Here is an 11,421-nt window from a genome sequence, read left to right as displayed (position 1 = left end):
CCCGCACGCCGCCCCGGTCCGGCTCGGGGACGCGCCGACGGAGGTGGTGACGCCGTGAACGCGCCCCTGCGCCGCGTGGCCATCAGCGTCCTGGTGCTGTTCACGCTGCTGATCATCAACGTGAACATCATCCAGGTGGTGCGCTCCGACGAGCTGCGCAAGGACGACCGCAACACCCGCGTCCTGGCCGAGGAGTACGACCGCGAGCGTGGCTCGATCGTCGTCTCCGGGAACGACGTCGCCGTCTCGGTGCCGACCGACGACCGGCTCGAGTACCTCAGGACCTATCCGCAGGGGCCGTTGTACGCCGCGGTCACGGGGTACTACTCGCTGGTGTACGGGAACACCGGGATCGAGGACGCCGAGAACGACGTGCTCGCCGGGGAGGACTCCCGGCTGTTCGTGCGCCGGATCGCCGATCTGTTCACCGGCCGCGACCCCGCGGGCGGAGACGTCGTCCTGACCCTCGACCCCGCCGTCCAGCAGGCCGCCATGGCCGGCCTGGAGGGCGTGACAGGTGCGGTCGTCGCCCTGGACCCGTCGACCGGGGCGATCCTCGGCATGGCCAGCACCCCGACGTACGACCCGGCGCAGCTCTCCTCGCACGACCCCGAGGCGATCCGCACCTACATGGACGAGATCACCGGCGGCGAGGGGCCCGACCCGCGGGTGAACCGGGCGATCGCCGACAACTACCCGCCGGGGTCCCTGTTCAAGGTCATCGTGTCCGCCGCCGCGCTGGAGGAGGGGTACACGCCGGAGACCGTCGTGCCCGCGCCGGACATCATGACGCTGCCGCAGTCCAGCACCCAGCTGCGGAACTTCAACAACTCCCGCTGCGACCCCAGCCAGGAGCAGCCCCTGATCGACGCGCTCACGATCTCCTGCAACACCGCCTTTGCCCAGCTCGGCATCGACCTCGGCGAGGACAAGATCCGCGAGAAGGCCGAGGCGTTCGGTCTGGACGACGAGGGCATGGAGATCCCGCTGCCGGTCGCGGACAGCCACGTCGGCGACATCGAGAGCGACGCGGCGCTGGGCCAGACCTCCATCGGACAGCGGGACGTCCGCATGACCGTGCTCCAGGCCGCGATGGTGGCGGCCACGGTGGCCAACGACGGCGTGCAGATGAAGCCCTACCTGGTCGACCAGCTGCTCGCGCCGGATCTCTCGGTCATCGACGAGACCGATCCCGAGGAGCTCCGGGAGCCGATCTCCGCCGAGATCGCCGACCAGCTCACGGAGATGATGGTCAGCGTCGTGGCGCGCGGCTCCGGCCGGGCCGCCCGGATCCAGGGCATGGAGGTCGCCGGCAAGACCGGCACCGCGCAGGTCCGCGCCGACGTCCCCGACCACAACTGGTTCATGGGCTTCGCACCGGCCGACGACCCGAAGATCGCGGTGGCCGTCTTCGTGGCCAACGGCGGGGGTACCGGGGGCGACACGTCGGCACCCATCGCCCGTGACGTCATGCAGGCCTACTTCGAGGGGCAGGGCGGCTGATGGCACTGGGCATCGGGAGTCTGCTGGCCGGGCGCTACGAGATCACCGCACCCATCGCCACCGGCGGCATGGGGGAGGTCTGGAAGGCCCGCGACCAGGTCCTCGACCGCATCGTGGCGGCCAAGGTCCTCAAGACCGAGTACACGAACGACCCGAGCTTCCTGGCCCGGTTCCGCAACGAGGCCCGGCACACCGCAGCACTCACGCACCCCAACATCGCCTCGGTCTACGACTACGGCGAGACGACCGACGACAGCGGGCAGCAGACGCTGGCGTTCCTCGTCATGGAGTTCGTCGAGGGCCAGCCGCTGGTGACGATCCTCCACGAGGAGGGCCGGCTGCCCGTCGACTGGACGCTGCACGTGCTGAGCCAGTCCGCCGACGGGCTGTCGGCCGCGCACCGGGCCGGCGTCGTGCACCGCGACATCAAGCCGGGAAACCTGATCGTGCGCCCGGACGGGGTCGTGAAGCTCACCGACTTCGGCATCGCCCAGGCCCGGGACGCCGCTCCGCTGACCCGCACCGGCATGGTCGTCGGCACCGCGCAGTACCTCTCCCCCGAGCAGGCGCAGGGCCTCGAGGTCAACGCCGCCTCCGACGTCTACTCCCTCGGCGTCGTCGGCTACGAGTGCCTGGCGGGGGCGCGTCCCTTCGACGGGGCCTCGCAGGTGGCCATCGCGCTGGCCCACATCAACCGTCCCCCGCCGCCGCTGCCCGGCGACATCCCGCCGGCGGTGCGGCTGCTCATCGACCGCGCCCTGGCCAAGGACCCGGCCGAGCGGTTCGCCGACGGCGGCGACTTCGCCGAGGCGGTGCGCCGCGTCGCCTCCGGAGGGAGCGTGGTCGCCGGCGGCAGCATGGCCGCCGCCACGGTGATGGGTCCCGCGACGGCGCCCACCCAGGTGGTCGACCTGGCCGCCGACGGCCGGACCCAGGTGTTCGCCACCCCCGCGGCCGGGATGCCGGTCGTCACCCCGGTCACCGGTGGTCGGCCCATGCCGCCGCTGCACGGGCCCGCGGACGACGAGGACGAGTGGCTGCCCGACGAGCCCGAGCAGCGCGAGCCGGCCCGGCGGCGGCGCTGGATCTGGCCCGCCGCGGCGCTGGTCCTGCTCCTCCTGATCGGCGGGATCACCTGGGTGGTGTTCTCCGGCGGGGAGGAGGAGCGCGACCGGTCCGCCGGTCCTACGACGAGCGCGCCGACCACCAGCGCCGAGCCCACCGGGATGTTCCTCGACCCCGCGCAGTTCGTCGGCCGGGACGCCGCCTCCGCCGAGCAGTTGCTCCGGGCGGCCGGTCTGGTGCCGGTGCAGGAGTCCGCCGACGAGGACCTCCTCGAGGACGTGACGCAGCCGCTGGACGCCGGCGACGTCGCCGGCATCGACCCCGCCGGCCGCGCTGCCGCTGCCGGCGAGGAGGTCACCCTCTTCGTCACCGACGAGGCGTGGGACCCCGAGGCGGAGCAGGAGGAGGAGCAGGAGCCGACCGAGCCTCGCGAGCAGACCACGCGGGCGCCGGCGCCCACCACGACGACGCCGCCGACCACCACGGCTCCGACGACCACGAGCCAGTCGCCGACGACCGTCTCGCCGCCGCCCGCCGGCGGGACCCCCGGCCCGACGACCGCCACCCCGCCGCCCGCCGTCGAGCCGACCGAACCAGCGGACGACGGCCAGGCGCAGGACAACGCTGCGGCACCTGCAGGTGACGACCAGTGAGATCGGCCGTCGCCGCTTCCCGGGATCGGGGTCGTGCGGCGGTTAGGCTCGCCGTCGGCCCGCTGTCCGCCGGGCCCGCAGCCGGGCGGTTCCGCGCGCGGACGCCGCGGTGCACGCACCGAACCGCCCGAGAGGACCCCCGATGACCACGCCGCAGGTGCTCGGCGAGCGCTACGAGATCGGCGGGGTCCTGGGCCGCGGTGGCATGGCCGAGGTGCACCACGGTCGCGACCTGCGCCTCGGCCGCGAGGTCGCCGTCAAGGTGCTGCGCAGCGACCTGGCCCGCGACCCGTCGTTCCAGGTGCGCTTCCGGCGCGAGGCGCAGGCGTCGGCGTCCCTGAACCACCCCGCGATCGTCGCGGTGTACGACACCGGCGAGGACCGCACGCCGGCCGGCGCCACCCCCTACATCGTCATGGAGTTCGTGGAGGGCGAGACCCTGCGCGACGTGCTGCGGCGCGAGGGCCACCTGCCGATCGAGCGCGCCATGAGCCTGGCGGCCGACATCTGCGGCGCCCTGGACTTCAGCCACCGCAACGGCATCGTGCACCGGGACGTCAAGCCCGGGAACGTGATGATCACGCCGCAGGGCACGGTCAAGGTGATGGACTTCGGCATCGCCCGCGCGGTGTCGGACTCCGCTGCCACGATGACCTCGACCGCGGCGGTGATAGGGACCGCCCAGTACCTCTCCCCCGAGCAGGCGCGCGGCGAGGGCGTCGACGCCCGCTCCGACGTCTACTCGATGGGCTGCCTGCTGTACGAGCTGGTCACCGGGGCGCCGCCGTTCACCGGCGACTCCCCCGTGTCGGTGGCCTACCAGCACGTGCGCGAGGACCCGCGGCTGCCGTCGTCGATCAACCGCGAGGTGCCGCCCGAGCTGGACGCCATCCTGCTCAAGGCGATGAGCAAGAACCCGGCCAACCGCTACCAGTCGGCCGCCGACATGCGCAACGACCTGCTGCGGGCGCTCGCCGGGCAGCGCGTCGAGGCGACACCGGTGATGGGCGAGGACGAGAAGACCGCCATCATCGGCGCCCCGGTCGGCGGGTACGGGAACTACGGCGACGAGTGGGACGACGACGACCAGGCACGCCGCCGCAAGCGCCGCATCATCGCCATCGTGTCGGTCCTCGCCCTGCTCCTGATCGGCGGCGCGGTCGCCCTGGCCGTCTCGCTCGGCGCCGAGGACGAGACACCGACCGTCGACCAGGTGGCCGTCCCCACCCTGGTCAACCTGACCGAGCCCGAGGCGCGCACCGCGATCGAGGGCGCCGGACTGGCCGTGGACGAGGTGACCCAGGAGGCCAGCACGACCGTGCCCGAGGGCAGGGTCATCGAGAGCACGCCCGCCGCCGGCGCCCGCGTGGACGAGGGCAGCGAGGTCGACCTGGTGGTCAGCTCCGGCCCGGACACCCTGACGATCCCGGGTGTCGAGGGGCTCACCGAGGAGCAGGCGCGGGCGAACCTGGAGGCCGCGGGCTTCACCAACGTGGGCCGCCGCCCGGTGGAGTCCGTCGATGTCGACGAGGGCCGCGTGGTCTCCGTCGACCCCGCGGAGGGCACCCAGGCGGGCCGCAACCAGGTGATCACGCTCAACGTCTCCACCGGCACCGTCGAGATGCCCGACGTCGTGAACCAGACCGAGCAGCAGGCCCGCGCCGCGCTGCAGGACCTGGGTATCGGCGCCGGGCAGATCGAGGTGCAGAACGCCGAGAACGACTCCGTCCCGCAGGGGACCGTGCTCGAGACCGACCCGCAGGCCGGTACCGATGTCGGCGGCGACGACATCATCACGCTGGTCGTGGCCGTGCCCACCCCGCCGGACGAGCCAGCCACGCCGACCACCACCACCACCACCACCCCGCCGGCCGCGCCGCCGGCGACCGGTGGCGGCGGCACGGGCACCGGCACCGGTACCGACACCGACAACGACCCGCTGACGCCGCAGTAGCGGCTCCCGGCGCACCGCAGGGCCCCTCCCCGTCCGGGAGGGGCCCTGCTGCGTTCGTGGGGCCGATCAGGCGCTGGCGGAGGACAGTCGCTGCGCGGCGGCGGTGGCGGCGCTCACGAGCTCCTCGTCGGGCTCCAGGCCGCACTGCCGCAGCCAGGTGGCGAGCATCCGGTGGCCACCCTCGGTCAGCACCGACTCCGGGTGGAACTGGACGCCCTCGATCGGGAGCTCCCGGTGGCGCAGCGCCATCACCAGGCCCGACGGGGTGCGCCCGGTGACCTCCAGCTCGTCGGGAACGGTCGCCGGGTCGACGGCGAGCGAGTGGTACCGGGTCGCGGTGAACGGCGACGGCAGGCCGGCGAGGACCCCGCGGTCGTCGTGCAGGACCTCGCTGGTCTTGCCGTGCAGGAGCTCCGGTGCGCGGACCACGACGGCGCCGAACGCCTCGGCGATGGCCTGGTGGCCCAGGCAGACGCCCAGGACGGGCGTGCCGTGCTCGGCGGCGGCCCGGACCATCGGCACGGTGACGCCGGCGTTCGCGGGCGCGCCGGGCCCGGGGGAGAGCAGCACCCCGGCGACGTCGAGGTCGGCGAGCTCGTCCACGGTCACCGCGTCGTTGCGCCGCACCACGCAGCGCACGCCCAGCTGGCCCAGGTACTGGACCAGGTTGTAGACGAAGCTGTCGAAGTTGTCGACGACGAGGACCGGCCGGTCGGTGGTGCTCATGGCGGTGCCTCCTCGTCGGTCCGCGCCGCGGCCTCGCCGGTCAGCCGGCGGACGCGTACTGCAGGGTGAGGCCGCCATCGTAGGCGGGGACGGTGACCTGGGGCCGCTCGCGTACCTCGAACGTGAGGCCGAACGCCTGCGTGGCCTGGCGCAGGACGGCGATCTGCGGTGAGGAGGAGAGCGCGCCGCGCACCGCCGAGGCGTCCACGACCGCCGAGACGACGAACGGCGGGGAGTAGGTGCGACCCTGCAGCAGCAGCGTGTTCCCGACGCAGCGCACCGCGCTGGTGGAGATCAACCGCTGGTCCATGACCGCGACGCCGTGGGCACCGGCGGCCCACACCGCGTTGACGACGGCCTGGACGTCGCTCTGGTGGATCACGACGTCGTCGGGCCGGGCGCCGGTGGGCAGGCTGCCGTCCGATCGCGGTGGAGCGTCGTCCAGGGTGATGACGACGCCGGAGCCCGAGACGGGGGTCAGCCCCGCTGCCGGCCCGCCGGCGGCGGCCTGTGCCGTGGCCTCGGCCACGACGCCGTTGCGGCTGGCCGCCTCCTCGGTGAGCTCCTGCACCTGTCGCTGCAGCGCGGTGAGCTGCGCCGCCTGCCGGGCGACGGCGGCGTCGCGCTCCCGGATCAGCTCCGACAGCTGGGTGATCTCGCCGGCCCGGAGGTCGAAGCCCTGCGCGGTGCGCCCCGACGTGGCGAACAACAGGCCCGCCGCCAGCGCGACGACCGGGACGAGCGCGCCCCAGGCGGAGGGACGGCGGCGCAGCAGCGACAGGGCCACGACTCACCTCCTGAGGGGGACGGCGGCGGCGCGCTCGGGGAACGCAGCGCCGTCCGCGTCGTCCGGAAGTTTAGGCTGGTGCCAGTTGCGGCCGGGGAGGACGAGCCCCGCCCCCGGGAGGGAGTACGCGTTGCCCAAGTCCAAGGTGCGCAAGAAGTCGGTGTACACCCCGCCGGAGGAGGCGCTCCGCGCGCGGGGCGCGCAGGCGAAGGTGTTGCAGCCCAGCCCCCGCTGGTACGCGCCGCTGATGGTCGCCCTCATGCTCATCGGCCTGCTGTGGATCGTCGTCTACTACGTGGCGGGTGACCGCATCCCGTTCATGGTGTCGCTGTCGGCGTGGAACTTCGCGATCGGGTTCGGCGCGATGGTCGCCGGCCTCATCATGTCCATGCGCTGGCGGTAGCGGAAACCGCCGTCGTCCAGGTCTCGAAGGCCCTCGTCCCCGCCCCCGGGACGGGGGCCTTCTGCGTTCCGCGCACTCATGGTCGGCCCGTCACCGGCGTTGTGGACGGTGTGCACAGACCGGCACCCGTCGTCCACAGGTCGACATGGCGCTCCACCCCCAGGGTTGTCCACCGAGTGTGGAGGGCCGTCGACCGGCAGAACCGCGCTGACCTGCGGTTTTCCCTCGCGTGGGACTCGTGTGACAGGACGTCCAGCCGCGTAACTACAGCCGTGTGAGTCTGTCCCCAGCTGTGTACCCAGCTGTGGACGAGTCGACATGTCCGTGCCGTCGAGACGCTGACGGTCCGCACGCACTACCCCCTTGACCTGCGGATACACCTGTTCGGCCAGTGGTGTGGACGGACCCGTCCGGTCCCCGGGGCGGACCGGCCGTCCCCCGGAACGCCGACAGCCCCCGCCGGCGTTCAGCGAGGGCTGTCGGTCGTCGCGGCGGGACGGGCCGCCGGGGATCAGGCGTCGAGGAGCTCCAGCACGGTGGCGTTGGCCGTGCCGCCGCCCTCGCACATGGTCTGCAGCCCGTAGCGGATGCCGCCGGCCTGCATCTGGTGGATCAACGTGGTCATGATGCGGGCACCCGAACCGCCCAGCGGGTGACCGAGGGCGATCGCCCCGCCGAGCGGGTTCATCCGGCTGGCATCGGCGCCGAGGTCGGCCAGCCACGCCAGGGGCACCGGCGCGAAGGCCTCGTTCACCTCGAAGACGCCGATGTCCTCGACGGACAGCCCGGAGCGGGCGAGCACCTTCTGGGTCGCCGGGATCGGCGCGGTCAGCATGATGATCGGGTCGTCGCCGGCCATGACCGTGGTGTGGATGCGGACCAGCGGCCGCAGCCCCAGCTCGCGGGCCTTCTCGCTGGTGGTGACCAGCAGCGCGGCCGAACCGTCGGAGATCTGGCTGGCGTTGCCGGCGCTGATGACCCCGTCCTCCTTGAACGGCGTCTTGAGCGAGGCCAGCTTCTCCAGCGTCCCGCCCGCCCGGATCCCCTCGTCGGCGCGGATCACCGTGCCGTCGTCCAGGGTGACCGGGGCGATCTCCTCGTCGAAGGCCCCGTCGGCCTGGGCCTTCGCCGCCTTCTCGTGCGAGGCGAGGCTGAACTCGTCGAGCTGGGTCCGGGAGAAGCCCCACCGTTCGGCGATCATCTCCGCGCCGATGCCCTGGTTGGGGTTCACGCCGTCGTACCGCTCCATGAACCGGGGGCCGAGGGGCTTGCCCGCCGAACCGTCACCACGGGCGGCGCCCATCGGGACCCGGCTCATCGACTCGACCCCACCGGCGACGACGACGTCGGCCTGGCCGCTGATCACGGTCGCGGCGGCGAAGGCGACCGCCTGCTGGGAGGAACCGCACTGCCGGTCGATCGTGGTGCCGGGCACCGACTCGGGCCATCCCGCGGCCAGCGCCGCGTTCCGGCCGATGTTGAACGTCTGCTCACCGACCTGGCTCACGCAGCCCCAGAAGACGTCCTCGACCACGGCCGGGTCGATGCCGGAGCGCTCGGCCAGCGCGTTCAGCACGTGCGCGGAGAGGTCGACAGCGTGCACGCCCGAGAGCCCTCCTCCGCGCTTGCCCACCGGTGTACGGACGGCGGCACAGATGACGGCATCACGCATGGACCCACTCCTCGTCGACGACGACCCCGGGCCGGCCGAGCGGCCGCCCCGCTCGCGATCGTAGGTGTCGACCACCTGGCAGGCTGGGGTGGTGCGGTGGTCTCCTCCGGTGGCGCTGCCCGTCGGCCTCGCGGTCGGCGGGCTCCTGCTGGCCGCCGTCGCCGTGGTCCTCGACGATGCCGGCCGGATCCTCGTCGGTGCGGCGGCGGTGCTCCTGATCGCCCTCGCCGTCCGCGACGCCGTCCTGCGACCGCGGCTCACCGCCACCCACGACGGCCTGGAGGTCGCGACCCTCACCGGCCGGCGGGTGCTCCCCTGGGGCCTGCTCCGGGTCCGGGTGCGGGCGACCCGGCGGCTGGGCACCACGGTGCGGACGCTGGAGCTGGACACCGCAGCCGGCCCTGAGGACGAGGGCGTGCTGGTCGTCCTCGGCCGCTGGGATCTCGGCGCCGACCCCGAGGAGGTCGCGCGGGCCCTGGCGGCGTGGCGGAACGGCGGCTAGAGGCCGAGCACCGCGACGGTCGGCACGGTGAGCGCGACGCCTCCCAGCACGAGGGCCAGCAGTCCGAGGCCCACTCCCTGGACGGCCGGACGACGGCGGGTGGCCAGCAACACTCCGGCCGTCAGCGCCCCGGTCACCAGGCCGCCGAGATGGCCCAGCAGCGAGATGCCGGGCAGGAAGCTGAAGACGACGTAGACGGCGACCAGCGTGAGCACGCCGCGCACGTCCTGCCGCCTGGCCAGGGCGAGGACCGCCAGCGCACCCAGCAGGCCGTAGATCGCCCCCGAGGCGCCCGCGACCGGCACGCGGGGATCACCGAACAGCTGCACGGCCACGGCCCCGCCCAACGCGGAGACGAGGTAGAGGGCCAGGTACCGGACCCTGCCCAGCGCGTTCTCCAGCTCCGAACCGAGGAACAGCAGCGCCAGCATGTTCATGAGCAGGTGGAGCGGTCCGATGTGCAGGAATGCTGCGGTGACCACGCGCCACCACTGGTCGAAGAGGGAGACGCCGTAGGGCCACTGGGACAGCGCGTCGAAGGCCGGGGAGTCGGAGTTCGACAGCGGCGGGCTCCCGGCCATCACCGCGGACACGGCGGTGACGACGAAGACCGCGACGTTGACCGCCACCAGGCTGACGCTCACGACGCCCCATCGACGGCTCGCCGTGCGCCAGGCCCCCTGCCTCCGGGGCGCCCGGACGGAGGCATTGCCCTCGCGGACGCACTCCGGGCACTGGAAACCCACCGAGGCCGGGATCATGCACTCCGGGCAGATCGGACGGCCGCAGCGGGTGCAGGAGATGCCCGTGGGCCGGTCCGGATGCCGGTAGCAGCCGGAGGACCCCGTCCCCCCCACCCCTCGCTCGCTCGGGGTGGGGTCCTGGACGGGGCCGTCGTCGGCGGTCGGTGTCAGCTGCGCTGCACCTCGACGGACTCGATCACGACGTCCTCGACGGGACGGTCGTTGCGGCCGGTCTGCACGGCGGCGATGCGGTCGACGACGTCGCGGCCGGCCTGGTCGGAGACCTCGCCGAAGATGGTGTGCTTGCCGGTGAGCCACGTCGTCGCGGCCACGGTGATGAAGAACTGCGAGCCGTTCGTGCCGGGGCCGGCGTTGGCCATGGCGAGCAGGTAGGGCTTGGTGAAGGCCAGGTCGGGGTGGATCTCGTCGCCGAACTGGTAGCCGGGTCCACCGATGCCCTGACCGAGCGGGTCGCCACCCTGGATCATGAAGCCGGAGATGATCCGGTGGAAGACCGTGCCGTCGTAGAGCTTGTCGGTGGTCTTCTCGCGGGTCGCGGGGTGCGTCCACTCGCGACGACCCTCGGCGAGGTCGGCGAAGTTGGCGACCGTCTTCGGAGCGTGGTCGGGGAACAGGTCCACGGTGATGTCGCCGTGGTTGGTGTGCAGGACCGCGCGGCGGGCGGGAGTCGATTCAGTCACGGCTCCACTCTCCCACCGCGGCCGCGAGCGCGACGCCGCACCCCGTCGCGGCCGGACGTGCACCCCCTGCGGGACGCCGGCTCCGACGAACCACAGGTCCTGGCGGTCAGGGCCTGCACGGCACTACGGCCGGCCTTCAGCACGGTCGACGACACGCTGGGCGTGCGACCGGAACCCGAGCTGTGATGGCCGCGGCGCCGGCCCCGCTGCGGGAGACGGTCACCCGTGGGCGCCCCGAAGGCGACCTGAGGGTGGAGACGAGGGGAATCGAACCCCTAACCCCCGCCTTGCAAAGGCGGTGCTCTGCCAATTGAGCTACGTCCCCGGAGTCGGCCCTGCCGGGCCGGTGACTCAGCGGGTGGGCGTGCTGACCGCCCCCGGGCCGCTCGTGGCCTCGTGCCAGAGGTCCGCCTCGCCCTTGCCCCCGGAACGCCGCCGGACCGCGGCGAGCGCCCCGGCCGCGAGAACGGCGACCGCCAGCTTCTTCAGCACGTGGAGAACCTCCTCGAGCGCTTCGCCCGCCGTGGAACGGCGACCGGAGGGCACGGAGTCCGGGGACTCCGGGCACACGGGTGGGCCTGGGAGGACTTGAACCTCCGGCCTCATCCTTATCAGGGATGCGCTCTAACCGCCTGAGCTACAGGCCCGTGAACCTCGTCAAGCCTACCTGGCCCCGGAACGACACCAGTGAGGGGGTGGGTGGGCCATCGAG

General features: G+C 73.1%; 11 protein-coding genes and 2 tRNA genes. 5 read left to right on the top strand and 8 right to left on the bottom strand.

All coding sequences use genetic code 11. From position 1 onward, the window contains the following. The first annotated feature begins 54 nt into the window (after positions 1-54). The 3 genes from C5508_RS17510 (at position 55) to pknB (ending at position 5,175) form a co-directional block, all read left to right on the top strand. Positions 55-1,503 carry a peptidoglycan D,D-transpeptidase FtsI family protein gene (locus C5508_RS17510; protein WP_104526212.1) on the top strand — a complete coding sequence of 483 codons (1,449 nt, stop codon included), beginning with the start codon at positions 55-57 and terminating at the stop codon, positions 1,501-1,503. Further along, positions 1,503-3,221: a protein kinase domain-containing protein gene (locus C5508_RS17505; protein ID WP_104526211.1), complete on the top strand. Its 1,719-nt coding sequence runs from the start codon at positions 1,503-1,505 to the stop codon at positions 3,219-3,221. The genes C5508_RS17510 and C5508_RS17505 overlap by 1 nt, the downstream gene beginning before the upstream one ends. 142 nt (positions 3,222-3,363) lie before the next feature. Continuing rightward, a complete protein-coding gene (gene pknB / locus C5508_RS17500; protein WP_104526210.1) occupies positions 3,364-5,175 on the top strand; it encodes a Stk1 family PASTA domain-containing Ser/Thr kinase in 1,812 nt (603 codons plus the stop codon). A 66-nt stretch (positions 5,176-5,241) separates the two neighbouring features. Here pknB and C5508_RS17495 read toward each other — a convergent pair whose 3' ends face one another. Both C5508_RS17495 and C5508_RS17490 read right to left on the bottom strand, forming a co-directional pair. After that, on the bottom strand, positions 5,242-5,901 hold the full coding sequence (locus tag C5508_RS17495) for an aminodeoxychorismate/anthranilate synthase component II (RefSeq protein WP_104526209.1): 660 nt from the start codon (positions 5,899-5,901) through the stop codon (positions 5,242-5,244). Between the two features lie 40 nt (positions 5,902-5,941). After that, positions 5,942-6,688, bottom strand: coding sequence for a DUF881 domain-containing protein (locus C5508_RS17490; RefSeq protein ID WP_104526208.1), 747 nt, complete (start codon positions 6,686-6,688; stop codon positions 5,942-5,944). 130 nt (positions 6,689-6,818) lie between these two features. Here C5508_RS17490 and crgA point away from each other — a divergent pair, with 130 nt between their 5' ends. Further along, complete coding sequence (gene crgA / locus C5508_RS17485) at positions 6,819-7,091, top strand: cell division protein CrgA (RefSeq protein WP_104526207.1); 273 nt, start codon at positions 6,819-6,821, stop codon at positions 7,089-7,091. A gap of 511 nt (positions 7,092-7,602) precedes the next feature. Here crgA and C5508_RS17480 read toward each other — a convergent pair. Continuing rightward, the gene (locus tag C5508_RS17480) at positions 7,603-8,763 is read right to left on the bottom strand and encodes a thiolase family protein (protein WP_104526206.1); all 1,161 of its coding nucleotides are present in this window, start codon (positions 8,761-8,763) and stop codon (positions 7,603-7,605) included. Between the two features lie 109 nt (positions 8,764-8,872). Here C5508_RS17480 and C5508_RS17475 point away from each other — a divergent pair, with 109 nt between their 5' ends. Continuing rightward, positions 8,873-9,265 (top strand): PH domain-containing protein, encoded by a 393-nt coding sequence (locus tag C5508_RS17475; RefSeq protein WP_232797254.1) that lies wholly within the window; start codon positions 8,873-8,875, stop codon positions 9,263-9,265. On the opposite strand, the gene C5508_RS17470 is transcribed toward C5508_RS17475, so the two are convergent. The 5 genes from C5508_RS17470 to C5508_RS17455 form a co-directional block, all read right to left on the bottom strand. Then, positions 9,262-9,909 carry a rhomboid family intramembrane serine protease gene (locus C5508_RS17470; RefSeq protein ID WP_232797253.1) on the bottom strand — a complete coding sequence of 216 codons (648 nt, stop codon included), beginning with the start codon at positions 9,907-9,909 and terminating at the stop codon, positions 9,262-9,264. The two genes, C5508_RS17475 and C5508_RS17470, sit on opposite strands and share 4 nt — an antisense overlap. A 266-nt stretch (positions 9,910-10,175) precedes the next feature. After that, positions 10,176-10,709, bottom strand: coding sequence for a peptidylprolyl isomerase (locus tag C5508_RS17465; RefSeq protein ID WP_104526205.1), 534 nt, complete (start codon positions 10,707-10,709; stop codon positions 10,176-10,178). A 252-nt stretch (positions 10,710-10,961) separates the two neighbouring features. After that, positions 10,962-11,034: transfer RNA gene (locus C5508_RS17460), tRNA-Ala, on the bottom strand. Between the two features lie 26 nt (positions 11,035-11,060). Continuing rightward, on the bottom strand, positions 11,061-11,201 hold the full coding sequence (locus C5508_RS20035; protein ID WP_198598160.1) for a DLW-39 family protein: 141 nt from the start codon (positions 11,199-11,201) through the stop codon (positions 11,061-11,063). An 81-nt stretch (positions 11,202-11,282) separates the two neighbouring features. After that, positions 11,283-11,356: transfer RNA gene (locus C5508_RS17455), tRNA-Ile, on the bottom strand. Positions 11,357-11,421: the final 65 nt, after the last annotated feature.

This window comes from Blastococcus atacamensis (assembly GCF_002938425.1).
Taxonomy (GTDB): domain Bacteria; phylum Actinomycetota; class Actinomycetes; order Mycobacteriales; family Geodermatophilaceae; genus Blastococcus; species Blastococcus atacamensis.
Note: the sequence above shows the minus strand (reverse complement) of the source record. Positions and strands in the feature narration are given on the sequence as shown.

Coding starts and splice junctions, on each gene's coding strand:
- C5508_RS17505 (WP_104526211.1), top strand. CDS start 1,503: ATGGCACTGGGCATCGGGAGTCTGCTGGCCGGGCGCTACGAGATCACC.
- pknB (WP_104526210.1), top strand. CDS start 3,364: ATGACCACGCCGCAGGTGCTCGGCGAGCGCTACGAGATCGGCGGGGTC.
- C5508_RS17495 (WP_104526209.1), bottom strand. CDS start 5,901: ATGAGCACCACCGACCGGCCGGTCCTCGTCGTCGACAACTTCGACAGC.
- C5508_RS17480 (WP_104526206.1), bottom strand. CDS start 8,763: ATGCGTGATGCCGTCATCTGTGCCGCCGTCCGTACACCGGTGGGCAAG.